Annotated in this window: 24 protein-coding genes; 16 read left to right on the forward strand and 8 right to left on the reverse strand. The window is 70.0% G+C overall.

From position 1 onward, the window contains the following. Positions 1 to 260 precede the first annotated feature (260 nt). On the reverse strand, positions 261 to 1127 hold the full coding sequence (locus ABFT43_RS18765; protein ID WP_347961818.1) for a universal stress protein: 867 nt from the start codon (positions 1125 to 1127) through the stop codon (positions 261 to 263). A gap of 136 nt (positions 1128 to 1263) precedes the next feature. Between ABFT43_RS18765 and glsA the strand changes: the two genes are divergently transcribed. Both glsA and nucS read left to right on the forward strand, forming a co-directional pair. After that, positions 1264 to 2697, forward strand: coding sequence for a glutaminase A (gene glsA, locus ABFT43_RS18770; RefSeq protein ID WP_347961819.1), 1434 nt, complete (start codon positions 1264 to 1266; stop codon positions 2695 to 2697). 58 nt (positions 2698 to 2755) lie between these two features. Continuing rightward, the gene (nucS, locus tag ABFT43_RS18775) at positions 2756 to 3439 is read left to right on the forward strand and encodes an endonuclease NucS (protein ID WP_347961820.1); all 684 of its coding nucleotides are present in this window, start codon (positions 2756 to 2758) and stop codon (positions 3437 to 3439) included. Positions 3440 to 3538: 99 nt separating this feature from the next. On the opposite strand, the gene ABFT43_RS18780 is transcribed toward nucS, so the two are convergent. Beyond that, a complete protein-coding gene (locus ABFT43_RS18780; RefSeq protein ID WP_347961821.1) occupies positions 3539 to 4492 on the reverse strand; it encodes a coiled-coil domain-containing protein in 954 nt (317 codons plus the stop codon). 173 nt (positions 4493 to 4665) lie between these two features. Beyond that, positions 4666 to 5148, reverse strand: a complete 483-nt coding sequence (gene mce / locus ABFT43_RS18785; protein WP_347961822.1) for a methylmalonyl-CoA epimerase — start codon at positions 5146 to 5148, stop codon at positions 4666 to 4668. Between the two features lie 86 nt (positions 5149 to 5234). Between mce and ABFT43_RS18790 the strand changes: the two genes are divergently transcribed. The 5 genes from ABFT43_RS18790 to ABFT43_RS18810 all read left to right on the forward strand — a co-directional run bounded on the left by ABFT43_RS18790 (position 5235) and on the right by ABFT43_RS18810 (position 9651). After that, a complete protein-coding gene (locus tag ABFT43_RS18790; RefSeq protein WP_347961823.1) occupies positions 5235 to 6434 on the forward strand; it encodes an acetyl-CoA C-acetyltransferase in 1200 nt (399 codons plus the stop codon). A 74-nt stretch (positions 6435 to 6508) separates the two neighbouring features. Next, positions 6509 to 6904, forward strand: coding sequence for a DUF3817 domain-containing protein (locus ABFT43_RS18795; RefSeq protein WP_347961824.1), 396 nt, complete (start codon positions 6509 to 6511; stop codon positions 6902 to 6904). Positions 6905 to 6997: 93 nt separating this feature from the next. Next, positions 6998 to 7312 (forward strand): thiamine-binding protein, encoded by a 315-nt coding sequence (locus tag ABFT43_RS18800; RefSeq protein WP_347961825.1) that lies wholly within the window; start codon positions 6998 to 7000, stop codon positions 7310 to 7312. After that, positions 7313 to 8602: an MFS transporter gene (locus tag ABFT43_RS18805; RefSeq protein ID WP_347961826.1), complete on the forward strand. Its 1290-nt coding sequence runs from the start codon at positions 7313 to 7315 to the stop codon at positions 8600 to 8602. Between the two features lie 92 nt (positions 8603 to 8694). After that, positions 8695 to 9651: a tetratricopeptide repeat protein gene (locus ABFT43_RS18810; protein ID WP_347961927.1), complete on the forward strand. Its 957-nt coding sequence runs from the start codon at positions 8695 to 8697 to the stop codon at positions 9649 to 9651. Between the two features lie 90 nt (positions 9652 to 9741). On the opposite strand, the gene glgB is transcribed toward ABFT43_RS18810, so the two are convergent. The 5 genes from glgB to ABFT43_RS18835 all read right to left on the reverse strand — a co-directional run bounded on the left by glgB (position 9742) and on the right by ABFT43_RS18835 (position 18343). Next, entirely contained in the window at positions 9742 to 12000 is a 2259-nt protein-coding gene (gene glgB / locus ABFT43_RS18815; protein ID WP_457590182.1) for a 1,4-alpha-glucan branching protein GlgB, read from the reverse strand. 1 nt (position 12001) lies between these two features. Then, positions 12002 to 14002: a maltotransferase domain-containing protein gene (locus ABFT43_RS18820; RefSeq protein WP_347961828.1), complete on the reverse strand. Its 2001-nt coding sequence runs from the start codon at positions 14000 to 14002 to the stop codon at positions 12002 to 12004. A 141-nt stretch (positions 14003 to 14143) separates the two neighbouring features. Then, on the reverse strand, positions 14144 to 16240 hold the full coding sequence (locus tag ABFT43_RS18825; RefSeq protein WP_347961829.1) for an ATP-dependent DNA helicase: 2097 nt from the start codon (positions 16238 to 16240) through the stop codon (positions 14144 to 14146). Between the two features lie 130 nt (positions 16241 to 16370). After that, entirely contained in the window at positions 16371 to 16988 is a 618-nt protein-coding gene (locus tag ABFT43_RS18830; RefSeq protein ID WP_347961830.1) for a nicotinamidase, read from the reverse strand. Positions 16989 to 17038: 50 nt separating this feature from the next. After that, positions 17039 to 18343 (reverse strand): nicotinate phosphoribosyltransferase, encoded by a 1305-nt coding sequence (locus ABFT43_RS18835; RefSeq protein ID WP_347961831.1) that lies wholly within the window; start codon positions 18341 to 18343, stop codon positions 17039 to 17041. Between the two features lie 20 nt (positions 18344 to 18363). Between ABFT43_RS18835 and clpS the strand changes: the two genes are divergently transcribed. The 9 genes from clpS to ABFT43_RS18880 all read left to right on the forward strand — a co-directional run bounded on the left by clpS (position 18364) and on the right by ABFT43_RS18880 (position 24767). Next, positions 18364 to 18687 (forward strand): ATP-dependent Clp protease adapter ClpS, encoded by a 324-nt coding sequence (clpS, locus tag ABFT43_RS18840; RefSeq protein WP_006899526.1) that lies wholly within the window; start codon positions 18364 to 18366, stop codon positions 18685 to 18687. A 62-nt stretch (positions 18688 to 18749) separates the two neighbouring features. Further along, positions 18750 to 19325 (forward strand): oxidative stress transcriptional regulator AosR, encoded by a 576-nt coding sequence (gene aosR, locus ABFT43_RS18845; protein ID WP_347961832.1) that lies wholly within the window; start codon positions 18750 to 18752, stop codon positions 19323 to 19325. 103 nt (positions 19326 to 19428) lie between these two features. Continuing rightward, entirely contained in the window at positions 19429 to 20532 is a 1104-nt protein-coding gene (locus tag ABFT43_RS18850) for a P1 family peptidase (RefSeq protein ID WP_347961833.1), read from the forward strand. A 131-nt stretch (positions 20533 to 20663) separates the two neighbouring features. After that, on the forward strand, positions 20664 to 21071 hold the full coding sequence (locus ABFT43_RS18855; RefSeq protein ID WP_347961834.1) for a M67 family metallopeptidase: 408 nt from the start codon (positions 20664 to 20666) through the stop codon (positions 21069 to 21071). A 1-nt stretch (position 21072) separates the two neighbouring features. Then, the gene (locus ABFT43_RS18860) at positions 21073 to 21363 is read left to right on the forward strand and encodes a MoaD/ThiS family protein (protein ID WP_347961835.1); all 291 of its coding nucleotides are present in this window, start codon (positions 21073 to 21075) and stop codon (positions 21361 to 21363) included. Positions 21364 to 21365: 2 nt separating this feature from the next. After that, on the forward strand, positions 21366 to 22337 hold the full coding sequence (locus ABFT43_RS18865) for a PLP-dependent cysteine synthase family protein (protein ID WP_347961836.1): 972 nt from the start codon (positions 21366 to 21368) through the stop codon (positions 22335 to 22337). 99 nt (positions 22338 to 22436) lie between these two features. Next, entirely contained in the window at positions 22437 to 23072 is a 636-nt protein-coding gene (locus tag ABFT43_RS18870; protein ID WP_279105300.1) for a rhomboid family intramembrane serine protease, read from the forward strand. After that, entirely contained in the window at positions 23069 to 23902 is an 834-nt protein-coding gene (gene murI / locus ABFT43_RS18875; protein WP_279105314.1) for a glutamate racemase, read from the forward strand. Before ABFT43_RS18870 ends, murI begins: the two co-directional genes overlap by 4 nt. Positions 23903 to 24002: 100 nt before the next feature. Next, a complete protein-coding gene (locus ABFT43_RS18880) occupies positions 24003 to 24767 on the forward strand; it encodes a cyclic nucleotide-degrading phosphodiesterase (RefSeq protein WP_347961837.1) in 765 nt (254 codons plus the stop codon). Positions 24768 to 24769: the final 2 nt, after the last annotated feature.

A 24769-nucleotide genomic window follows, 5' to 3' on the forward strand; every position in this document is an offset into this window, starting at 1 on the left:
CTCCAGCGCCGATGGTACTGCACCTTAACCAGTGTGGGAGAGTAGGACACCGCCGAACACAATTTCCACTGTGGCCCTTCACGAAACCTCGTGAAGGGCCACAGTGCATTTCCGGGTCGGTGCGCCTTTCCGGAGAGTCCGACAAACGCATTCGGTGTTTGGTACCTATTCGATGTTTCGTATCTATTCGGTGTTTCGTATCGGCGCCCCGCCGGTCAGCGGGGCGGACAGGGGAACAACGCGTCGTCCACTGTTCGCCGCTATTCGCCGTCCTTGGGTACCACGATGATCGGCACGCTCACCGCGCGCAGGATCTTCGCGGCGGTGGCGCCGAGGAACAAGGTGTTGGGCGCGGCCAGTCGGCTCGACCCGACCATCACCACATCACCCTCATGCCACTCGAGAGACGCGATCGCCTCCTCGATGGTGTTGCCCTGGACCACCGTCGAAGTGACCGGAAAGTCCTCGGGTAGTTCGGCTCTCGCGGCCTCCAGCGCTTTCCGGGCGTGTTCACGGGCCTTCTCGACGGCCGACTCCTCCGGCTCGTTCCGCCAGGGCTGCATGTCGCCGATGGCGAGCAGGGACACCAGGCGGATCGGGCGGTGAGCCCGGATTCCGCTGCGGATCGCCGTCTGGAACAACAGGGGAGCGCCCGGGCGGTCGCCGATCGTCACGGTGATCTCGCGGACCTCGTCGGCGCCCAGATGCGCGAAGCCCGGCGGTGCGACGGCAACCGGGATCGGTGACGAATGCAGGATGTCGTTCACGTCCGTGCCGAGCGTGTGGCGTCCGAGGATGCCACCGCCGGCGCCGCCGATGACGAGGATGTCGGCGTTGATGCGGCGGGCCTCGATGATGAGTCCCTCGGCGGGATTGGGATGCTCGGCGATGGTCGTCGTGGACTCGATGTCATCGGGCAGGCGGGCGGCAGCCTCGTCGAGCCATTTGCGGGCTGCGCTGTCGAGGGCGTCGGACAGCCTCTCGATCGTGTCGTCGGCGCCCGGCGGCTCCGGCGGGATGACGATGCAGATCTCGAGCTCGGCGTCGAAGGTCCGCGCTAGACAGGCCCCGAGAGCGACCGCGTCCTCGCCTCCCGAGGTGGCGATGTATCCGACGAGTAGCTTCATCGTGCCTCCTGAGTTCGGCGTGTCCCGGCCCTCTCGCCAGACTAGTCACCACGGCCGACGGTCCCGAGCGCATCGGTGCTCACGGGTTGGTTGTGTCACGCTGTCCGATGCGGGTCGAACGCGCTTAGATTGGCGCATGGAATCCCTCGTCGACGGCTACCTGCGCCACATCATGGACGAAGTCCGGCCCGACCGGTCCGGCCACGTCGCCGACTACATCCCCGAGCTCGCCGACGAGGACCCCGAGGGCTATGGCCTCTCGCTGTGCGTCCACGACGGCTACACCTACTCGCACGGCGACTCGGACCGGACGTTCACCATCCAGTCGGTGTCCAAACCGCTGACCTACGCGATGATCCTGTCCGAGCACGGACTGGCCGCCGTGGACGCGAGGATCGGCGTCGAACCGTCGGGGGAGGCGTTCAACGAGATCAGCGTCGACGACCGACGTCGTCCCAAGAACCCGATGATCAACGCCGGCGCGATCTTCGCGGCGTCGATGCTGCTGCCGCCGCGGCGCGACGTGGACGAGGCCGACGTGGACGCCGCGTTCGCGAGGATCCTGGAGTTCTACTCGGGATGCGCGGGCCGGCGTCTCGAGATGGACGTCGACGTGTACACCTCGGAGAAGGCAACCGGGTCCCGGAACCGGGCGATCGCGTACATGCTCGACAGTTTCGGAGCGCTCGAGACCAGTCCCGACGCGGCGCTCGACCTCTACTTCCGGCAGTGCTCCATCCGAGTCACCACGGAGGACCTCGCCGGCATCGGGGCCACCATCGCCAACGGAGGGGAGAATCCCCGGACCGGCCGGGTGATGTTCCCGCACGAGATCGCCCAGCGAGTGCTGTCGGTCATGACGACGTGCGGCATGTACGACGGTGCGGGGGACTGGGTGACGTCGGTCGGGCTGCCGGCCAAGAGCGGTGTCGGCGGCGGCATCCTCGCGGTGCTCCCCGGCCAGCTCGGCATCGGGGTCTACTCCCCACGACTCGATGAACACGGCAATTCGGTCCGGGGGGTGGCCACCTGCCGACACCTGTCGAACGAACTCGGTCTGCACATGTTCAACGTGACCCGGGAGAGTCGCGTGACGATCAGGTCGGTCTACGACCTCGCCGACACCCCGGTGAGCGGGGAGTGGAGCGAACGGGAACGCAGCTACCTGCGTACGTGTCGCGACAAGATCAGGGTGTACGAGCTGCAGGGCGACCTCACCTTCGCCGGAGCGGAGAGCGTCCACCGACGGCTCGTCGCCGACATGGACGACTTCGCCGCGGTGATCGTGGAGATCTCGCGCCTCGGCGTCGTCGACGCGGTGGCGCGGACCATGGTGCTCAGCATCAAGCGGATGCTCTCCGACACCGGTAGGCGGGCGGCGCTCGTCGATCCCGACGGCATCGTGCGGGCCGGCGTCGAGCGTCAGCGCGACGCCTGGCTGAACCCGAAAGACGGTGTGCCGGTGGATCTCAAGGGCTTCGATCCGACGCTGCCGCACGTCCACACGACGATGGAGGAGGCGATCCTCGACGCCGAGACGTTCATGCTGAAGCACTACTACGACGCCTGACGAGGGGCCTCGGCGCGGGGGCGTGAGATCGCGCCGACCGATGCCCTAGGGTGGGCACGTGCGTCTCGTCATCGCGGAGTGTCAGGTCGATTACGTCGGGCGGCTGACCGCCCATCTCCCCATGGCCAAGCGGCTGCTGCTGATCAAGTCGGACGGCTCGGTGAGCGTGCACGCCGACGACCGCGCCTACAAGCCCCTGAACTGGATGAGCCCGCCGTGCTGGCTCACCGAGGCGGCCGTGCCCGAGGGCACCGAGGCGCAGGCGTACTGGGTCGTCACCAACAAGGCCGGTGAGGAACTCCGGATCACCATCGCGTCGATCGAGCACGACTCGCAGCACGAACTCGGCATCGACCCGGGCCTGGTCAAGGACGGCGTCGAAGCCCACCTCCAGGAGCTGCTGGCCGAGCACATCGAGACGCTCGGCCCCGGTCACACGCTGATCCGCCGCGAGTACATGACCGCGATCGGTCCGGTCGACATCCTGTGCCGCGACGCCAGCGGACAGACCGTCGCCGTGGAGATCAAACGCCGCGGCGAGATCGACGGCGTCGAGCAACTCACCCGGTATCTCGAACTGCTCAACCGTGACACGACACTGGCGCCCGTGTCGGGCGTGTTCGCCGCGCAGCAGATCAAGCCGCAGGCGCGCACACTGGCAGAGGACCGCGGAATCCGCTGCGTGGTCCTGGATTACGACGCGCTGCGCGGTGCGGAGAGCAACGAGTTCCGGCTCTTCTAGAACACACCCCGACGGCAACACCTCGACAGGCACACCTCGACAGCGGCAAGGGCCGCGGCATCGTGGGAGATGCCGCGGCCCTTGCCGCGTCCGGGGGTCTCAGGCGTTCGCGCGTGCGTCGGGGGAGAGCTTGCGGTTGAGCAGTTCCAGGTCGTCGGTCTCCGACAGCAGCTCGTACTCCGAGTCCTCCGGCTGGGCGAGCAGCTCGGGCAGCTCGGCCAGCTGCTCGCGCAGGCGACCGAGGTTGGCGGAGATCTCCTGCCGGGCGCGGTCGGCCGCCTGGGCCATCTCACGCGAGCGGCTGAGCCGCTCGTTGGCGATCTCGAGCGCGGTCTGCCGGATGCGGGCGGCCTCGTCGAGCGCGCGTTCGCGCTGATCGGCGAGCTCTGCCTCCTGGCGCCGACGCTGTTCCGCGAGCTCCCGGTCGGTCACCGTCTCCAGCTCGGCGGCCTCGGCCTTCGCCTTCTCGACGATGCGGTGCGCCTCCTCCTGGGCGGCCTTCATCGTCTTGGCGTGCTCGGCCTCCATCGCGGCGGTGCGCTCGGCGATGAGGCGGGCCGACTCGGATTCGTTCTTGGCCGCGGTCTCCTTGACCTCGCGGGCACGTGCCGACGCCTCGTCGAGCATCTTCTTGGCGGCGGCCTGCGCCTCGCTGCGCACGCGCTCGGCCTCGGCGGCCGCGTCGGCGCGCATCTCCTCGGCTTCCTGGCGGGCGACCGAGAGCGTCTCGGCGGCCTCGGCCGAGGCCTCGGCCCGCATCTCCGACGCCTCGTCGGAGGCGAGCTGCAACATGCGCGAGAGGCGCTCGCTCATGCCCTGCGCCGTGGTCGGCGGCACCGACAGCTTGTCGATCTCTCGCTTCAGCTCGGCGATCTCCTGCCGGGCCTCTTCGAGACGGGCGGCGAGTTCGTTGGCATTCGCGGTGGCGGCGTCGCGATCCGCGGCGAGCACCCGCAACTCGGCGTCGAGTCGCTGGAGGTGGTCGGCGACCTGCTCGCGGTCGTAGCCGCGCATCACGATCGCGAAGGGCAGTTGCCGTACAGGACCTGGCATGACGGCCAGTGTATCGGAGAGCGGCGCTCACCTAGCCGCGTCACGGCTGTTCGCGGCGCCGGGGCCCGGACATGCGAATGCCGGCGGAGCCGGGCTCCGCCGGCATCGGCGGGCGTGCGCACGAAGGGATTTCGGCGGCCGGGGCGGACCCGGCGGGAACGCTCGGGGCGTCGTCAGTGCGCGGCGTCGGCGGCGGGCTCGACGAGCTCGAGCAGTACGCCGCCGGCGTCCTTCGGGTGCACGAAGTTGATGCGCGAGTTCGCGGTGCCGCGCTTGGGCTGCGGGTAGAGCAGTCGGACACCCGCTTCCGTCAGGCGGGAGGCCACGGCGTCGATGTCGGTGACGCGCACGGCGAGCTGCTGGAGGCCGGGGCCGTTGCGGTCGATGAACTTGGCGATGGTCGACGACTCGTTCAGCGGGGCGAGCAACTGGATGAGCGTGCCGCCGCCGGCGGGGCCGACCATGGCCTCCTCGACGCCCTGCTCCTCGTTGGTCTCCTGGTGCAGGGCCTCGAAACCGAGATGTGTCGCATACCACTTCTTCGCGGCCTCGAGGTCGGGAACGGCGATCCCGACGTGGTCGATCGCGACGACCAGGTCGGAGATCAGCGCGGTCGCGCCGGCGGAAGTGCTGGGGTCAGTTGCAGAGGTGCTCATGTCACAACGGTAGCGTTGTGGGTCGGAGCGCACAGAGCGGGCGCTCGGTAAGCCCCCCGCACGACATCCCCCGGAGGTTCCCTCTCATGTCCTCGAACGACAACACGACGGTCATCGTCGCCGGCGCACGCACTCCGTTCGGCCGCCTGATGGGGTCGCTGAAGGACTTCAGCGGCGTCGATCTCGGCGCGATCGCGGTCAAGGGTGCCCTGGAGAAGTCCGGCGTCCCGGCGTCGGAGGTCGACTACGTGATCATGGGCCAGGTGCTGACCGCGGGGGCGGGTCAGATGCCGGCTCGTCAGACCGCGATCAAGGCGGGCATCCCGTGGGACGTGCCGACCCTGACCATCAACAAGATGTGCCTGTCGGGCATCGACGCCATCGCGCTGGCCGACCAGCTCATCCGCGCCGGGGAGTTCGAGTGCGTGGTCGCCGGCGGCCAGGAGTCGATGACCCAGGCCCCGCACCTGCTCCCGGGCAGCCGCGGCGGCTTCAAGTACGGCAACACCCAGCTGCTCGACCACACCGCCTACGACGGTCTGCACGACGCCTTCACCGACCAGCCGATGGGCGCGCTGACCGAGCAGGGCAACGACGTCGACGGCTTCACCCGTGAGCAGCAGGACGAGGTCGCGGCCCGCAGCCACCAGCTCGCCGCGGCGGCCTGGAAGAACGGCCTGTTCGACGACGAGGTCGTCCCGGTGGAGATCCCTCAGCGCAAGGGCGAGCCGATCGTCTTCAACGAGGACGAGGGCATCCGCGCCAACACGACCGTCGAGTCGCTCGCCGGCCTGCGCCCGGCCTTCCGCAAGGACGGCACCATCACCGCCGGCAACTCCTCGCAGATCTCCGATGGCGCGGCCGCGGTCATCGTGATGAGCAAGGCGAAGGCGGAGCAGCTCGGCGTGTCCTGGATCGCCGAGATCGGCGCCCACGGCGTCGTCGCCGGCCCGGACTCGAGCCTGCAGGCGCAGCCGGCCAACGCCATCGCCAAGGCCTGCGCGCGTGAGGGCATCGCCCCGACCGACCTCGACCTCGTCGAGATCAACGAGGCGTTCGCAGCCGTCGGCCTGGCCTCGACCAAGCAGCTCGGCATCGACCCGGAGAAGGTCAACGTCAACGGTGGCGCCATCGCCATCGGCCACCCGATCGGCACCTCGGGCGCCCGCATCACCCTGCACCTGGCGCTCGAGCTGAAGCGTCACGGCGGCGGCATCGGCGCGGCCGCGCTGTGCGGCGCCGGCGGCCAGGGCGACGCGCTGATCGTCCGCGTCCCGAGGTCCTGACGGTCGAGACCGTCGAGGGAGACTTCTACGACACTTTGTCGTAGAAGTCTCCCTCGATCGGCACAATGGGAGTCATGTTCTCTTTCTTCGATCTCTCCACCCCCGCGAAGCGCTTCCGGCTCGTGGCCGTGGCCGAGGCCGTCACCTGGGCGTGGCTGATCGTCGGCATGATCCTCAAGCGCGTCAACGACGATCCGGAGGCGATCCGGCTGCCGGGTTCGACCCACGGCGCGGTCTTCGTGCTCTTCGTGATCATCGCGCTGGTCACCGCCTACCAGCTGAAGTGGAACGCGGTGACGTGGGACATCCGCCTCGGCGGGCTCCGCATCCCGGTGCCCATCGTGACCCTGCTGGCCCTCGCGTCGAGCGTGCCGCCGTTCGGCACGGTCGTCTTCGAGTGGTGGGCCAAGCGCAACGGCCACCTCGCCGAGCTCTCGACCGGCGAGCCGGCCACCGAGGCCGCCGCCTGACCGCAGCCCGTCCGACCGCAGCCCGCCTGACCGCAGCCCGTCCGACTGTGGCCCGCCTGACCGCAAACCACCTGATCGCACAGGGGATCCGTCATGATCGTCGCCTTCAGCCTCTCTCCCTCGGGTGGTGACGCCGTCGACGCCGACGGTGGGATGTCCGAGGCGGTCGCCGCTGCCGTCGAGGTGGTGCGCGCCTCCGGCCTGCCGAACCAGACCACCGCGATGTTCACCTACCTCGAAGGCGAGTGGGACGAGGTGATGGCGGTGGTCAAGGCCGCGACCGAGGCCGTCGCGGCGCGGGCTCCGCGGGTCGGCCTCGTCCTGAAGGCCGATATCCGGCCGGGCCACACCGGCGAACTGACCGGCAAGGTCGAGCGAGTCGAGCGTCATCTCGAATCGGGTTCCTGAATGCGGGTGACCGCCTCGGCCCCGCCACGCCGGTCCCGGCGCGCGGTCGCGGCGGTCTTCGCCCTCAACGGTTTCCTCGCCGCGATGTGGGTGGCCCACATTCCCGTCATCAGCGAGCGCACCGACGTGGCCCATGACGAACTCGGCGGACTGCTCCTGATCCTCGGCGGGTCCGCCTTCTTCGGCATGCAGCTGTGTGGGCCGCTGATCGACCGGTTCGGCTCGCGGCCGCTCACCGTCGCGGCCGCGACGGTGCTCGCGGCGATCATCCTCACCCCGGTCCTCGCCGTCGACATCCGCACCCTCGGCGCCGCGCTCGCGGCGTTCGGATTCGCCAACGGCTCGCTCGACGTCTCGATGAACGCACAGGCCGTCGCCGTCGAGCGCGCCTATCGCCGGCCGATCATGTCGTCGTTCCACGGTTGGTTCTCCGCCGGCAGCCTCGTCGGGTCCGGAATCGTCGCGCTCACCCTGTGGACCGACGTGGGGGTCGTGCCGACCGTGGCGGGTGCGGCGGTGGTGGGCCTGGGCGTCGTCGCGTACGCCGCGCGCGATCTCCTGCCGCATGACGCGGGTCTCGAGCCGGACGACGGCGTGAGCGCGTCGTCCGGGGCGGGTCCGGACCCGGACGCCGGGGGCACCACGGCGACCGGGGGCCCCACGACGGGCGCTCCGACCACCGGTGCGGACGGCTCCTGGTGGAGCCGGGTCGACCGTCGGCGGCTCATCCTGCTCGCGGTGGTCGCGTTCGGCCTGATGCTCGGTGAGGGCACCGCCTACGACTGGAGCGCGCTGCAGGTGGTCGAGAGCTTCGGGACCTCCGAGGCGCTCGGTGCCGTCGCCTTCGGCGCGTTCAGCGCGACCATGACCGTCACCCGGTTCGTGATCGACCCCGTCGTCGGGTCGGTGGGAGCCGTGCGGGTGTTGCGGGCCGGCGCACTCGTGGGCATCGCCGGGATGGTCCTCGCGATCTGCGTGCCGGTGCCCGCACTCGCGATCGCGGGCTGGGCGGTGTTCGGCGTCGGGCTCGCCGGACTCATCCCGCAGATCTTCACCGCGGCCGGCAATCTCACCGACGGCACCGGTGGCCGCACGATCTCGTTCGTCGTCGGTTTCGGCTACCTGGGCCTGCTGGCCGGGCCTGCCGTCGTCGGGTTCATCAGCAGCAGAACATGTCTGAACGTCGGGCTGATCGCCGCCGTGGCGGCCCTGCTGCCGGCCGTGTGGCTCGCCGGTGTGGTGCGTCCCGGGGATGAATCGGTGTCAGCGGTCGGCGAACCTCGGACATGACGCTCCGGCGGTCGTGCCACACTAGAGGAGTGACGCGACCAACCAATCGTCAGCAGGCCGCCGCAGCGGCCCGACAGCAGGCTGCTGCCGCCATGGCAATGTCCGGTGCCGTCGATCTCGGCGTGATCAAGGAACGGGCCGAGGCCCAGCGTGCCGCCGCCCAACGCGCCGAAGCGCAACGTGCACAATCCCAGCGCCAGGCCCCGGTCGACGGGGCCCAGCCCTCCGACGCGGCGCCGCCGGCGGGGGCGCCGCCCGCGGGACCGAGCGTCATCGACGTCACCGAGGCGACGTTCGAGGCCGAGGTCCTCAACCGGTCGATGCAGCAGCTCGTCGTCGTCGACCTGTGGGCCGAATGGTGTGGACCCTGCAAGCAGCTCTCACCGGTGCTCGAGCGGCTCGCCGCGTCGTCGGGTGGGCGCTGGGTGCTCGCCAAGGTGGACGTCGACGCCAATCCCCGTATCGCGCAGGCCTTCCGGGTGCAGTCGATCCCGATGGTCGTCGCGATCGTCCAGGGCCAGCCGGTCACCGCGTTCAACGGCGTGCGTTCCGAGGCGGAGATCTCCGCCTGGATCGACGAGATCTTCGCCCAGGTCGGTCACGTGCTGCCCGAGAACCCGGGCGGGGCGCCGGCCGAGGAGCAGACCGACCCGCGGATGGCGGCCGCCGAGGAGAAGCTGGACCAGGGTGACTACGAAGGCGCGCTGGCCGCCTACCGCGCCATCGTCGAGGCCGAGCCGAACAACGTCGAGGCGGCGTCGGCGGCCCGCAACCTCGAGTTCATCCTCCGCGCCAGGGCCCACGACCCGTCGATCGTCGAGTATGCCGCGCCGCACGACGTCGACGCGCAACTCGCCGCGGCCGATGTGCTGCTGCTCTCGCAGCGGACAGAGGAGGCCTTCGACCGGATCATCGACGTGGTGCGGGTGACCAAGGGTGACGAGCGGGAACGCGCCCGGACCCGGTTGCTCGAGCTGTTCGAGCTGTTCGACCCGGCCGAACCGTTCGTCGTCTCGGCGCGCCGCAAACTCGCCATGGCGCTCTACTGACGCCCGGAGACCACCGAGTGAAGACCGTCGACGAAGGGCTCACCGCCGGAAACGGGTGGTGAGCCCTTCGTCGGCGGGTTGCAGTCCGGGTCAGGCGTCGCGCGGTGCCAACCAGATCGCCGAGTTCGCGGGCAGCATCAGCCGAGCGGAGGTCGGACGCCCGTGCCACGAGGGGCCGTCGGCGGTCACCGCACCCAGATTGCCCTTGCCGGCGCCGCTGTACGCCTGCGCGTCGGTGTTGAGGATCTCGTCCCACATGCCCGCACGAGGCAGGCCGAGCCGGTAGTCGGTGCGGTCGACGCCGGAGAAGTTGAAGATGCATGCGACGACCGAGCCGTCGGATCCCCACCGCAGGAAGCTGATCACGTTGTTGGCGGTGTCGTTGGCGTCGATCCACTCGAAGCCCCGCGGATCGGTGTCCTGGGTGTAGAGCGCCGGACGGGACCGATAGATGCGGTTCAGGTCGGTCACGAGCGCCGAGATGCCGGAATGCAGCTCACCCTCCCAGCCCTCGAGCTGATGCCAGTCGAGGCTGCGGTTGTCGGCCCACTCGCCGGTCTGCCCGAACTCCTGTCCCATGAACAGCAACTGCTTGCCGGGGTGCGACCACATGTACGCGAGGTATACGCGCGCGCCGGCTGCCTTCGTGAACGAGTCGCCGGGCATCCGGGTCCACAGCGTGCCCTTTCCGTGCACCACCTCGTCGTGCGAGAGCGGCAGCACGAAGTTCTCGCTCCACGCGTACATCAGCGAGAACGTGATCTCGTGGTGGTGGAAGCTGCGGTGCACCTGATCCCGCGACAGGTAGTCGAGGCTGTCGTGCATCCAGCCCATGTTCCACTTGAAGCTGAACCCGAGCCCCCCGAGATCGGTCGTGCGGGTGACGCCCGGCCACGCCGTGGACTCCTCGGCGACGGTGACGACCCCCGGGAAGTGCTTGTGCACGGTCGCGTTGGTCTCCTGCAGGAACTGCACGGCCTCGAGGTTCTCGCGGCCGCCGTGGATGTTGGGTCGCCACTGGCCCTCGGGGCGCGAGTAGTCGAGGTAGAGCATCGACGCGACGGCGTCCACGCGCAGCCCGTCGATGTGGAACTCGCTGAACCAGAAGAGCGCGTTGGCCACCAGGAAGTTGCGGACCTCGTGCCGGCCGTAATCGAAGACGTAGGTGCCCCAGTCGAGCTGCTCGCCGCGCATCGGGTCGGCATGCTCATAGAGCGGCGTGCCGTCGAAGCGGGCGAGCGCCCAGTCGTCCTTCGGGAAGTGGGCGGGCACCCAGTCGACGATCACGCCGACGCCGCGGGAGTGCAGATGGTCGACGAGATACCGGAAGTCGTCGGGTGTGCCGAACCGCGCCGTCGGCGCGTAGTACGAGGTGACCTGGTAGCCCCACGAGCCGCCGAAGGGATGCTCGGCGACGGGCAGGAACTCGACGTGGGTGAAGCCCTTCTCGACGACGTAGTCGGCGAGCTGGTGGGCGAGGTCGCGGTACGTCAGGCCCTCCCGCCACGAGGCGAGGTGCACCTCGTAGATCGACATCGGTTCGCGGTGCGGCGCCGACGCCGTACGCCGGGCGATCCACTCCTCGTCGGACCACTTGTGCGTCGAGGTGGTGACCACCGACGCGGTCGACGGCGGGGGCGTGGTCCGGTAGGCCATCGGGTCGGCCTTGTCGCGGATCACGCCGTCGGCGCCGTGCACGCGGAACTTGTAGAGCGCGCCCTCGCCGACGTCCGGGATGACCACCTCCCACACGCCACTGCCGCCGACCCTGCGCATCGGTGCGGTGCGGCCCGACCAGTGGTCGAAGTCGCCGATGACCGCCACCCCGTGGGCATTGGGCGCCCATACCGAGAACGCGGTGCCGCGGACCTCGCCGTCGGCGGTGGTGTAGGAGACGACGTGCGCGCCGAGCACCTTCCACAGCTGCTCGTGCCGACCCTCGCCGAACAGGTGCAGATCCATGTCGCCGAGGCTCGGCAGGAAGCGGTAGCCGTCTGCGACGACGAACTCCGCGGCCCCGCCCGCGCCGTCCGGGTAGACGACCCGATAGCGGTAGTCCATCAGATCGGCGAACGGGACGGTGACCACCCAGAGGTCGTCGGTCTGCCGGGTCATCGGGTGGTCGACGCCGCCGATCACCGCCGACACCGAGATCGCGCCGGGGCGCAGGGTACGCAGGATCGTCGACCCGCCGGGGGCGTCGTGCGCGCCGAGGAAGGCGTGCGGATCGGGGTGGGTCAGGGCGTCGAGGCGGCGCAGATCGTGGTCGGTGGCCCAGGGGTCGGGCAGCGAGCCGGAATCGGAATCGGTGTCGGGGACGGACTCGGGATCGCGATCGGTCACGGGCACCTCACTGGAGTCGATAGGCGAGTCGCGCGGCGACCGCGGGGTCGAGCGGCGGCAGGGCCAGGATGTGGGCGACCGCACGCCACGGCTCGAGCCGGACGTAGTTGTCCTGGCCCCACCAGTACTCCTCCCCGGACACCTCGTCGCGGACCGGGAAGCGGTCGTACCACTCGAATCCGAGCCTGGGCAGGTCGAGCCAGACGGTGGAGTCCTCGGCCCCGAACGGGTTGAGGTTGACGACCACCATGACGCGGTCGCCGGAGACCGGATCGATCTTCGAGTAGCAGATCAGCGAGTCGTTGTCGACGTGGTGGAAATGGATGCAGCGCAACTGCTGGAGCGCCGGATGACGGCGACGGATCTCGTTGAGCGAGGTGATCCATGGCTCCAGCGACTCGCCGCGGCCGGCCGCGGCCTTGTAGTCGCGGGGACGCAGCTCGTACTTCTCGGAGTTCAGGTACTCCTCGGTGCCCTCGGCGACCGCGACGTGCTCGTACAACTCGTATCCGCTGTAGACGCCCCAGGTGGGCGCCAGCGTCGCGGCCAGGGCGGCACGCAGCGCGAACATGCCGGGACCGCCGTGCTGCAAACTCGCGTGCAGGATGTCGGGGGTGTTGACGAACAGGTTGGGCCGCGCCTCGTCGGCCTTGGCCGCCAGCTCGCGACCGAACTGCTCGAGCTCCCACTTGGCGGTCTTCCAGGTGAAGTAGGTGTAGGACTGGCTGAACCCGAGCCGGGCCAGGCCGTACAGCCGCGCCGGGCGGGTGAACGCCTCGGACAGGAACAACACGTCCGGGTTGCGCTTCTTGACCTCGGTGATCAGCCATTCCCAGAAGTTCGGCGGCTTGGTGTGCGGGTTGTCGACGCGGAAGATCTCGACGCCCAACCCGACCCAGTGCAACACCACCTTGAGCACCGCGCGGTAGAGGCCGTTGCGGTCGTTGTCGAAGTTGAGCGGATAGATGTCCTGGTACTTCTTCGGGGGGTTCTCCGCGTACGCGATCGTGCCGTCGGGCTGGATGGTGAACCACTCCGGATGCTCGGTGGCCCACGGATGGTCGGGCGCGCACTGCAGGGCGAGGTCGAGCGCGACCTCCATGCCCAGCTCGCGTGCCCGGCCGACGAAGTACCGGAAGTCCTCCTCGGTGCCGAGTTGCGGGTGGATGGCGTCGTGTCCGCCGTGACGCGACCCGATGGCCCACGGCGACCCGACATCGTCGGGTCCGGCGACCAGGGTGTTGTTGCGGCCCTTGCGGTTCACCTCGCCGATCGGGTGGATGGGCGGGAGGTAGACGACGTCGAATCCCATCCCGGCGATGCGGGGCAGGTCCTCCGCGGCGGTGAGGAAGGTGCCGTGGACCGGGTTGCCCTCGGCGTCCCAGCCGCCGGTGGACCGCGGGAAGAACTCGTACCACGAGCCGTAGAGCGCGCGGGTGCGATCGACCCACACGCGGTACGCGCGGCCCTTGGTGACCAGTTCGCGCACCGGGTTGTCGTGGAGGAGTTCGGCGACCTCGTCGGAGAGCGCCAGCGCCACCCGGTTCTCGACGCGGCGGCGCCGGGCACGGAGCAGGCGCGCGGCGTCGATCAGCAGTTCGCGGTTCTCGTCGACCTGCAGTTCGGCTGCCCGGTCCAGCACCCGGGCGCCGATCTCGAGGTCGTTGGCGAGATCCGCGGCGCCCTGCCCGGCGTCGAGCTTCTTGAGCACCGCCGACCGCCACGTGGTGTAGGGGTCGCTCCACGCCTCGATGCGGTAGGTCCAGAAGCCCACCTGGTCGGGGACGAATGCGGCGTTGAAGGTGTCGGGTTCGGGCGCCGGTGTCATCCGGATGTCGAACGACCCGCGACGCGGGCCCTCCACGTGCAGTGTCACCCCGAGCGCGTCGTGACCTTCGCGCCATGCCGTCGTGCTCACCGGGAAGAACTCTCCGACAACGGCTTTCGCGGGGTGTTGGCCGGCCGAGATGAGGGGCTGGATGTCGTCGATCCCCATGCGCCCGATCACTCGAAGCCTCCTCTCGTCAGCTCCCGCGACTGGCCAGGGTGCGTTGTGGGTCTCACCTGCGTTGGAATCACCGGTACCCAACCTAGTGCCCCGTCCACGGCCTTGTCTCGTCGAAGGCGGCACCCGGCGCGCCGGGTGTGCTCAGCCCACCGGTCGCGGCGCGGCGACCAGCCGGGACAGCGCCGAACGGACCACTGCGGGATCGGTCGTGCGCCACATCGGCGGCAGCGAGGCGAGGAGATAGCCGGAGTAACCGGCCGTGGCCAGGCGCGAATCGAGGACCGCCACGACGCCGCGGTCGTCCACCGAGCGCAGCAGCCGGCCGGCGCCCTGGGCCAGCAGCAGGGCGGCGTGGTTGGCCGCCACGGACAGGAAGCCGTTGCCGCCGCGCGCGTCGACGGCCCGCTGCCGCGCGGTGAGCAGCGGGTCGTCGGGACGAGGGAACGGGATCCGGTCGATGATGACCAGGCTCAGCGACGGGCCGGGCACGTCGACGCCCTGCCACAGGGACAGGGTGCCGAACAGGCAGGTCTCGGGATCCTCGGCGAACCGGCGCACCAGCGTCGAGGTGGTGTCGTCGCCCTGGCACAGCACCGGGAAGTCGCAGCGATCCCGGATGGCCTCGGCGGCCTCTTTGGCCGCGCGCATCGACGAGAACAGGCCGAGGGTGCGGCCGCCGGCGGCCTTCACCAGGTCGGCGATCTCGTCCATGGTCCGCGGAGCGATGCCCGAGCGCTCGGGCCGGGGGAGGTGCCTGGCGACGTAGAGGATGGCCGACTTCGGGTAGTCGAACGGCGATCCTGCGTCGAGGCCGGTCCATCGGACCGACCCGGAGTCCGACGGCACGGCCTTGCCATTCGCGGTCGCGTCGCGCGCAGCGGCCGGATCGGGGCCCGGCTCGTCGGCGGCGGGCCGGTCGGTGCCGCGGCCGGAGGCGGGCAGACCCCAGGTGGCGGCCAGTGCGTCGAAGGACCCGCCGATCGTCAGTGTCGCCGAGGTCAGCACGACGGTGGAGTTGGAGAACAGTGACGCGCGCAGCAACCCGCCGACCGACAGCGGGGCGATGTGCAGCACCGCGCGGGGTTCGGCGCCGCGCCGCGAGGTGTCCAGCGACACCCACACCACGTCGCGCCGCTTGGACTCGTCGGGCTCGTCGAAGGCACCGAGGACGCGGACGACCGTGTCGTGCATGTCCTCCAGCGTGGTCAGCGCGGCCGAGCGGGCCGCGGTGGCGCCGTCGTCACCCGCGCCGGGGACCCGGACCGGTCCGATCGCGGTCCGGGTCTGCCACAGGCGGTCCCGCAGCATCGCCAGGACCGACGTGGCATCTGGCGGCAGTTGCGTCCACTGCGTCTTGGGTGCGGCCTCGAGGAGTTCGCCGAGTTGTTCGCCCGCGCCGAGCAGTGCATCGGCGGTCTCCTCGTCGACGAGTTTGCCGACGCGTCGCGAGACGAGTGCGACCGACGCCGCGGACAGTTCGTCGGTGGCCACCGACGTCATGCGGTCGACGAGTTCGTGCGCCTCGTCGATGATCACCACGTCGTGCTCGGGCAGCACGTTGGCCGGGCTCGTCGCGTCGATGGCGAGCAGCGCGTGGTTGGTGACGATGATGTCGACCTTCGCCGACCGCCGCCGGGCCTGCTCGGCGAAGCAGTCCTCGCCGTAGGAGCAGTTCGCCGCGCCCAGGCACTCGCGCGCGGACACGCTCACCTGCCGCCACGACCGGTCGGTCACGCCCGGCACCAGGTCGTCGCGGTCGCCGGTCTCGGTGTCGCTGCTCCACTCGCGCAGCCGGGTGACCTCGCGTCCGGTGCGGGACAGCTCGAACGGGTCGAACAGCTCGGTCTCCGGCTCCTCCGCGGTTCCCGAATGGATCTTGTTCAGGCACAAGTAGTTTCCGCGTCCCTTGAGGATCGCGAAGGTGGGCTTGCGGCCGAGCGGCTTCTGCAGCGCGTTGGCCAGGCGGGGCAGGTCGCGCTCGATGAGCTGGCGCTGCAGGGCGATCGTCGCCGTCGACACCACGACGGTGCGGCCGGACTCCACGGCATGCCGGACGGCCGGGACGAGATAGGCGAGCGACTTTCCGGTGCCGGTGCCGGCCTGCACGGCCAGGTGCTCGCCGGTGTCGATGGCGTGGGCGACGGCGTTGGCCATCTTCACCTGTCCGTCGCGACGGCGGCCGCCGAGTGCGGTGACCGCGGCGTCGAGCAGATCGGTCACCTCGGGTGTCTTGGCCATGAGGGGTTGACGGCGTCCTTCGTGGAGAGAGCGGATCGGGCGGTGCTGGGCGGTGGGGGAGTCGAGGCGTGTACGGGGCTCGGGGAACGGTATGGATATTCAGACGGAACAGACCGCCGGTGGGTTCCCGCTAGGTCTGATCGGAACCGGTGGACCCGTCGTAGAGCAGGTCGCCGACGAGTTCGACCCCGGCCTCGCGCATCTCCTTCAGAGCCGATGCGCATGTCTGCTCCGACACACCCGCGGTGAAGTTCAGCAGGACCCGGGTGGTGAACCCGGCCCTCGCAGCGTCGAGCGCCGTCGCCCGCACGCAGTGGTCGGTGGCGATCCCGACGATGTCGACGGTCGAGACCTTGTGGTCGTGCAGCCACTCGGCCAGCGGGGTACCGTCCGCCGCGGAGCCTTCGAAACCCGAATAGGCGGCGGCGTATTCGCCCTTGGAGAAGACCTCCTGCACCGGTGCGGTGTCGAGCTCCGGGTGGAAGGCGGCCCCCTCGGTGCCCGCCCGACAGTGCGGCGGCCAGGAGTCGACGTAGTCCGGCTCGTCGGAGAAGTGGTCACCCGGGTCGATGTGATGGTCGCGGGTCACGACGACGGTCTTGTACTCACCGAGGATCTTCGAGATCGCGCGCGCCACGGCGGCGCCGCCGCTCACCGCGAGGGAGCCGCCCTCGCAGAAGTCGTTCTGTACGTCGACGACGATCAACGCGTCGGCCGGCTTGGTGCCGTCGTTGCGTTCGATGCTCATCGCACACTCCCTGGCAGACAGTAGGTGGTCGTGCTCGTCAGTCGAGCTCGTCAGTCGAGCTCAAAACGCGTCGGGACCGCGGGGTCGCCGTGGGAGAGACCGAGCCCCTCCCAGGGCAGGCTCACCAGTCCCGCCGCGAGATGCTCGCGCGCGTCGTGCAGGGTCGGCAACGACTCCACCGGCTCTCCACCGCGCACCAGCGGGATCTGCAGATCCCGCACCTGCAGCCCGTCGGCCTCGGGCCGGGCCCGGTCGGCGCGGTAGACGATCTCCTCCACGATCGTCCCACTGCTGCGAGCGGCACGCACGGCCCGCTTGGCCCCGCCCCGCGACTCCTTGTGGCTGGACCGCTTGGCGACGGGCATCCCGTCGACCTCGACGAGCTTGTAGACCATACCCGCCGTCGGCGCGCCGCTCCCGGTGACCAGCGAGGTCCCCACGCCGTAGATGTCGACCGGTTCGGCACGCAGGGACGCGATCGCGTACTCGTCGAGGTCGCCGGAGACGACGATCTTGGTCTTCGTGGCGCCGAGCGAGTCGAGCTGCTCGCGCACCTGGCGGGCGAGGACGCCGAGGTCGCCGGAGTCGATGCGCACGGCGCCGAGGCCGGGGCCCGCGACCTCGATCGCGTTGCGCACCCCCTGGGTGATGTCGTAGGTGTCCACCAACAGGGTCGTCCCCACCCCGAGGGCCTCGATCTGCGCGGCGAACGCGGCCTTCTCGTCGGGCCCGTCCGGACCGGTGAAGCCGAGGGTGAACGCGTGGGCCGCGGTACCGGCGCTCGGCACCCCGAAGCGCCGGTTGGCCTCCAGGTTCGACGTCGCGGACAGGCCCGCGATGTAGGCCGCGCGCGCGGCGGCGACGGCTGCGCGCTCGTGGGTCCGGCGCGACCCCATCTCGATGATCGGTCGTGAGCCGGCCGCGCTCACCATGCGGGCGGCGGCCGACGCGATCGCACTGTCGTGGTTGAGGATCGACAGCACCAGGGTCTCGAGGAGCACGGCCTCGGCGAAGGTGGCGCGGACGGTGAGGATCGGGGAGCCGGGGAAGTACAGCTCGCCCTCGCGGTAGCCGTCGATGTCGCCGGAGAAGCGGTAGTTCCGCAGCCACTCGACGGTGTCGGGGTCGAGGAACCTCTCGACGACGGCGATCTCCTCGTCCTCGAAACGGAAGTGGGCGAGTTCGTCGATGACGCGTCCGGTGCCGGCCACCACGCCGTACCGGCGGCCGTCGGGGAGACGGCGGGCGAAGACCTCGAACACACACTGCCGGTGTGCAACCGGGTGGCGGAGGGCCGCCGCCACCATGGTCAATTCGTAGTGATCGGTCAGCAGCGCGGTGTTGTCGATGCTCACTGTGGCGTTACCCTGTCTTCATGGCGCTTGACGAAACTCGTGCGCACGAGGCTACCCCCGGCGGCACCGCGGTGGCCGAACCCGCGGTCGCCGACGGCGCGGCGGACCTCGACAAGCCCTGGATGACCATCGTGTGGGACGACCCCGTCAACCTGATGCGGTACGTCACCTACGTCTTCCAGAAGATCTTCGGTTACTCCGAGGCACGGGCCAACGAACTGATGATGCAGGTCCACACCGAGGGCAAGGCCGTGGTCTCCAGCGGTGACCGCGACAAGGTGGAGAGCGACGTGCGCAAACTGCACGCGGCCGGTCTCTGGGCCACGATGCAGCGCGATTCATGACCGGTCACGACCGGTCGGTCCCCGAGATCCCGGCGGTCCGCGCGTCCTGGGGGCGCTGACGCGTGCGCACCTGGAAACGCAAGGGGCGTGGGGATGCCGTGCGCATCGTCTCCCAGCTCGACGCCCACGAGGCCGAGCTGCTGGCGTCGCTGGTCTCGTCGATGTGCGAGCTGCTGGCCGAACGCGCCGAGACCGCGCCGCGCGACCCGCTGTCGGAGATGACCGGCATCCGCACCGGGCACTCGGCGCCGCCGGACGACGTCACCCTGGGCCGGCTGCTGCCGGACTTCCACCGCCCCGACCAGGACGAGGAGCTGTCCGCCGAGGTCGTCAACGGGCGGCTGAACTCGGCACTGCGCAGCGTCAACGAGCCGAAGATCATCGACGCGAAGATGTCGGCCGCCCACGTGCTGCTCGACACCCTGCCGGACGGCGGCGGCGACCTCGCGCTCACCGTCGACCAGGCCGAGGCGTGGCTCACCGCCCTCAACGACGTCCGGTTGGCCCTCGGGGCGATGCTCGGGATCTCCGAGGACACCCCCGATCAGCTGCCGCCCGGGCACCCGCACGCCGCGCACCTCGACGTCTATCACTGGCTCACCGTGATGCAGGATCTGCTCGTCGAAGCGGTGATGTGAGCGTCCCCATGTCCTAGAGTTCGTCCGGACGGTGTGCGAACCCTGCCCGTTTCGCAGACCAGTGGAGGAGGCGGAAGGCCGGGGGACGAGAGCGGAGGTAGGCGTGACCACCATCGGACGACCCGCCCGGGCCGGGGATCGCATCACCGACGTCGCCGGCATCACCGTCGGACATCACCATCGCGTCGACCCCGACGCACGCGTCGCGGGAGCGGAATCGCCGAACGGGCACGGCTGGGCCACCGGCACCACGGTCGTCCTGATCACCGCCGTGGACGCGGTCGCCGCGGTGGACGTGCGCGGCGGGGGACCGGGCACTCGGGAGACCGACCTGCTCGACCCGTCGAACACGGTGCAGACCGCGCACGCCATCGTGCTCAGCGGCGGCAGCGCGTACGGCCTCGCCACCGCCGACGGGGTGATGCGCGCCCTGGAGGACGACGGTGTCGGATTGCCGCTCGACGACCTCGGCCACGTCGTGCCGATCGTGCCCGCCGCGGTCATCTTCGACCTTCCGGTCGGGGCGTGGGATCACCGGCCCGACGCGGACTTCGGCGCCGCGGCCGTCCGGGCCGCCGCCACCGATTTCGCGGTCGGCAGTGTCGGGGCCGGCGCCGGGGCCCGGGCCGGTTCCCTCAAGGGCGGGGTCGGCACCGCGTCGGTGACGATCCCGGACGGGCCGGCCGCCGGCGTCACGGTCGGCGCGCTCATGGTCGCGAACCCGGTGGGCGCGGTGATCGACCCGCGGACCGGCCTTCCGTTCGACCACACCGAAGCCGACCTCGACGCCCTCGGACTCCGCCGACCCGGCGCCGCCGAGGTCGCCGAGGTCGCGGCACTCGCCGCCAAGCAGACCGTCCTCAACACGACCATCGGGGTCGTGGCGACCGACGCGGCCCTGGACGCGGCGATGACCCGTCGGCTCGCGATGGCCGGCCACGACGGACTCGGTCGCGCCATCCGGCCCGCGCACTCGCCGCTCGACGGGGACACGATCTTCGCCGTCGCGACCGGTCGGGCACGCCCCGGGTCGGGTGCCGTGCCGGACGCTCCGCCGGGCATGCACGCCGATGTGGCGCTCGTCGCCGAGCTCTGCCGACACACCGCCGACGTGGCCCAGCGCGCGATCGTCGACGCGGTGCTCGCCGCCGAGTCGGTGGCGTCGATACCGGCCTACCGCGACGTGGTGCCGTCCGCCTTCGCGTGAGGTGATCGCCCGGCGCCCGCGGACCTCGCCTCCGGTGACCCGGGTCATAGGCGGAATATGGTGGCAGTGCGCGACGTTGCCAGCCCCGACGCGTGAGACGCCGCCGACCCGCGAAGGAGAACCGGTCACCGATGCTCAGGATCGATCAGCACCTGGTCGACGAGATGATCGCGCATGCACGCGCCGACCACCCCGACGAGGCCTGCGGGGTGATCGCCGGCCCGGAGGGCTCGGACGAACCGCGCCGGTTCATCAAGATGACCAACGCCGAGCGGTCGCCGACGTTCTACCGCTTCGACTCCGCGGAGCAGCTGGCCGTCTGGCGCGAGATGGATCGGCGCGACGAGGAACCGGTCGTGATCTATCACTCGCACACCGCGACCGAGGCCTACCCGAGCCGAACCGACATCTCGTACGCGGGCGAACCGAACGCGCATTACGTGCTGTTGTCCACCCGCGACCCCGAGACCACCGAGATCCGTAGCTATCGCATCGTCGACGGCACGGTCACCGAAGAAGAGATCGAGATCAGGAGTTGACATGCCCGTCACCGTGTCCATCCCCACCATCCTGAGGACCCACACCGGCGGCGCCAAGCGCGTCGAGGGGTCCGGTGAGACGCTCGCCGCGCTGATCGACGATCTCGAGTCGTCGAACCCCGGACTCAAGGAGCGGCTCGTCGCTCCCGATGAGAATGGCACTGCGAAGCTCCACCGGTTCGTCAACATCTACGTCAACGACGAGGACGTGCGCTTTTCCGGCGGCCTCGACACCGCAATCTCCGACGGCGACGAGGTGACGATCCTCCCCGCGGTCGCCGGCGGCTGCTGAGCGTGGCCCGCTACGACTCCCTCGTCGACTCGGTCGGCAACACCCCGTTGATCGGCCTGCAACGGCTGTCGCCGCGTTGGGACGACACCGACGACGGGCCGCACGTGCGGCTGTGGGCCAAGCTCGAGGACCGCAACCCCACCGGCTCGATCAAGGACCGTCCGGCGCTGCGCATGATCGAGCAGGCCGAGCGCGACGGGTTGCTGCAGAAGGGCTCGACCATCCTCGAACCCACCAGCGGCAACACGGGGATCTCGCTGGCCATGGCGGCGAAACTCAAGGGCTACCAACTGATCTGCGTGATGCCGGAGAACACCTCCGAGGAACGCCGCTCGCTGCTGCGCATGTACGGCGCGCAGGTGATCTCCTCGCCTGCGGCCGGGGGCTCCAACACCGCGGTGGCCGTCGCCAAGAAGCTCGCCGCGGAGAACCCGGACTGGGTGATGCTGTACCAGTACGGCAATCAGGCCAATGTCGACGCGCACTACGAGGGCACCGGTCCCGAGCTGTACGCCGACCTGCCCGAGATCACCCACTTCGTCGCCGGGCTCGGCACCACCGGGACCCTGATGGGCGTCGGACGCTACCTGCGCGAGAAGAACCCGGACATCGAGATCGTCGCGGCCGAGCCGCGGTACGGCGACGAGGTGTACGGCCTGCGCAACATCGACGAGGGGTTCATCCCCGAGCTCTACGACGACTCGGTGCTCACCCGCAGGTTCTCGGTCACCGGTGTCGACGCGGTCGCCCGTGTGCGCGAGCTGATCGACGCCGAGGGGATCTTCGCCGGCATCTCCACCGGCGCGATCCTGCAGGCCGCGCGCGGAATCGCCCGGCGCGCGCTCAAGGAGGGCACGCGCGCCGACATCGGTTTCGTGGTGCCCGACGCGGGATGGAAGTATCTGTCGACCGGGGTCTACGAAGGTAGCCTTGACGACGCGGAGCGGGCGCTCGAAGGCCAGCTCTGGGCGTGATCGGTGTCCGCTCGGGCCCTCCGACGGCCCCTGTCCGGACCGCACCGTGAACGCCACCACTCGAGTCGGTACCCGAACGCACCCGAAAGCACCAGAGCCATGACGTCGTACACCCCCTCCCTCGGCCCGGAGCAGCCGCCCCGCGCCCGCCGGCCGCTGTGGTTGCGCTCGCTCATCGCGACGGTGTGCATCTTCGGGGCGATGTTCGTCATCGAACTCGTCGACGCGGCCACCCGTTACGACCTGGACACCAACGGGATCGAACCCCGCGAGGTCGACGGGCTCGACGGCATCCTGTGGGCGCCGATGCTGCACGCGGACTGGCAGCACCTGTTCGCCAACCTCGTGCCCGGCGCCGTGCTGTGCTTCCTCGTGCTGATGACCCAGCGCTTCCTCATCGTCACCGCCATCGTGTGGCTGGTGTCCGGTCTCGGCGTGTGGCTGTTCGCCGCGCCCTACACGGTGACCGTCGGAGCGTCGGGCGTCATCTTCGGCTGGCTGACGTTCCTGCTCGTGCGCGGCCTGTTCAACCGCGACGTCTGGCAGATCCTCGGCGGCGTCGTGCTCTTCCTGCTCTACGGATCGCTGCTGTGGGGCGTGCTGCCGTCCAATCCGTTCGTCTCGTGGCAGGCGCACCTGTTCGGCGCGATCGCCGGTGTGCTCGCCGCCTGGTTCCTGGCCTCGCGCGACCGCAAGAAGCGGCTTCGCGCCGCGACCCCGGGGGTGTCGTCATAACCGCACACAGTTCCGATCCGCTCGCGGCGGTCTTCGATCCCGAGGCTCCCATCGGCATCTTCGACTCCGGCGTCGGCGGCCTGACCGTCGCGCGCGCCGTCATCGACCTGCTGCCCGACGAGGACATCGTCTACATCGGCGACACCGCCAACGGCCCGTACGGCCCGCTGACGATCCCCGAGATCCGCAAACATGCGCTCGCCATCGGCGACGACCTCGCCGAGCGCGGGGTGAAGGCGATCGTCATCGCGTGCAACACCGCGTCGGCCGCCTGCCTGCGCGACGCGCGGGAACGCTACGCGCCGATCCCGGTCGTCGAGGTCGTGCTCCCGGCGGTGCGCCGGGCCGTCGTCGCCACCAAGAACGGCCGCATCGGCGTGCTGGGCACCGAGGCGACCATCGCCTCACGCGCCTATCAGGATTCGTTCGCCGCGGCCCGCGACACCGTCATCACCGCGGTGCCGTGCCCACGGTTCGTCGACTTCGTCGAGCGCGGCATCACCAGCGGACGGCAGATCCTCGGCCTCGCGCAGGGATACCTCGAACCGCTGCAGCGCGCCGGGGTGGACACCGTGGTGCTCGGCTGCACCCACTACCCGCTGCTGTCGGGGGTGCTGCAGCTCGCGCTCGGCGACGAGGTGACCCTCGTGTCGAGCGCCGAGGAGACCGCCAAGGACCTCTTCCGGGTGCTCACCGAGAACGACATGCTGCACCCGGACTCCGGCCGCGAGGCCACCCGGGTCTTCCAGGCGACGGGCGATCCGGAGATGTTCGCGAAGCTGTCGCGGCGCTTCCTCGGACCGTCTGTCGGCGCCGTGCAGCATCTGTGAGCGAATCGACACCTTCTCCGGCGCAGCGCATGACCATCGCCGCCCAGTTGTGACCCGGTAACCCGTCTCCCGGGCGGCGTGTCATGGCACAGTAGGGCGTATGCGTCTCACGGTCCTCGGATGTTCGGGCAGTGTGGGCGGGCCGGGGGCTGCGTGCTCCGGGTATCTGCTCGAGGTTCCCGGTGAACAGCCGGTGCTGATGGACTGCGGGCCGGGGGTGTTCGGGGAGCTCCAGCGCGTGACCGATCCCAACGGCGTAGCGGTCGTGCTCAGTCACCTCCATGCGGATCATTGTCTCGATCTGCCAGCGATGCTGGTCTGGCGGCGCTACGCGCCGACGCCGGCCGAGGGGCGGGCCCCGCTGTACGGGCCGCCGGGCACCGCGACGCGGATCGGGTATGGCTCGTCGGAGTATCCGGGGCAGATCGACGACATCACCGACACCTTCGACGTCCACGAGTGGCGCGACGGCCTCGAGATCACGCTCGGCGGCATGCGCATCAAGGCGGTCGGGGTCAATCACCCGCCGGCCACCTTCGGACTGCGGATCACCGGCCCCCAGGGGCAGGTCATCGCCTACAGCGGCGACACCGCCCCCTGCGACGAGCTCATCGACCTCGCCGCCGACGCGGACCTGTTTCTGTGCGAGGCGTCGTGGACCCACGCGCCATCGGAACGACCGCCGGACCTGCACATGTCGGGGATCGAGGCGGGCGAGGCCGCGACCAAGGCCAACGTGCGCGCGCTGGCCATCACACATGTCGCCCCGTGGACCGATTCCGCGGAGATCCTCGCCGAGGCGCGCAGCACCTTCTCCGGCCCGGTCGACCTCGTGCGCCAGGGCCAGGTCATCGAGCTCCTCTAGCC

This window comes from Gordonia aurantiaca (assembly GCF_039939235.1).
Taxonomy (GTDB): Bacteria; Actinomycetota; Actinomycetes; order Mycobacteriales; family Mycobacteriaceae; genus Gordonia.

Coding starts and splice junctions, on each gene's coding strand:
- ABFT43_RS18810 (WP_347961927.1), top strand. CDS start 8,695: ATGGCAATGTCCGGTGCCGTCGATCTCGGCGTGATCAAGGAACGGGCC.
- ABFT43_RS18825 (WP_347961829.1), bottom strand. CDS start 16,240: ATGGCCAAGACACCCGAGGTGACCGATCTGCTCGACGCCGCGGTCACC.
- ABFT43_RS18880 (WP_347961837.1), top strand. CDS start 24,003: ATGCGTCTCACGGTCCTCGGATGTTCGGGCAGTGTGGGCGGGCCGGGG.
- ABFT43_RS18860 (WP_347961835.1), top strand. CDS start 21,073: ATGCCCGTCACCGTGTCCATCCCCACCATCCTGAGGACCCACACCGGC.
- ABFT43_RS18805 (WP_347961826.1), top strand. CDS start 7,313: ATGCGGGTGACCGCCTCGGCCCCGCCACGCCGGTCCCGGCGCGCGGTC.
- ABFT43_RS18790 (WP_347961823.1), top strand. CDS start 5,235: ATGTCCTCGAACGACAACACGACGGTCATCGTCGCCGGCGCACGCACT.
- glsA (WP_347961819.1), top strand. CDS start 1,264: ATGGAATCCCTCGTCGACGGCTACCTGCGCCACATCATGGACGAAGTC.
- ABFT43_RS18830 (WP_347961830.1), bottom strand. CDS start 16,988: ATGAGCATCGAACGCAACGACGGCACCAAGCCGGCCGACGCGTTGATC.
- ABFT43_RS18765 (WP_347961818.1), bottom strand. CDS start 1,127: ATGAAGCTACTCGTCGGATACATCGCCACCTCGGGAGGCGAGGACGCG.
- ABFT43_RS18855 (WP_347961834.1), top strand. CDS start 20,664: ATGCTCAGGATCGATCAGCACCTGGTCGACGAGATGATCGCGCATGCA.
- clpS (WP_006899526.1), top strand. CDS start 18,364: ATGGCGCTTGACGAAACTCGTGCGCACGAGGCTACCCCCGGCGGCACC.
- ABFT43_RS18780 (WP_347961821.1), bottom strand. CDS start 4,492: ATGCCAGGTCCTGTACGGCAACTGCCCTTCGCGATCGTGATGCGCGGC.
- mce (WP_347961822.1), bottom strand. CDS start 5,148: ATGAGCACCTCTGCAACTGACCCCAGCACTTCCGCCGGCGCGACCGCG.
- ABFT43_RS18800 (WP_347961825.1), top strand. CDS start 6,998: ATGATCGTCGCCTTCAGCCTCTCTCCCTCGGGTGGTGACGCCGTCGAC.
- ABFT43_RS18795 (WP_347961824.1), top strand. CDS start 6,509: ATGTTCTCTTTCTTCGATCTCTCCACCCCCGCGAAGCGCTTCCGGCTC.
- ABFT43_RS18870 (WP_279105300.1), top strand. CDS start 22,437: ATGACGTCGTACACCCCCTCCCTCGGCCCGGAGCAGCCGCCCCGCGCC.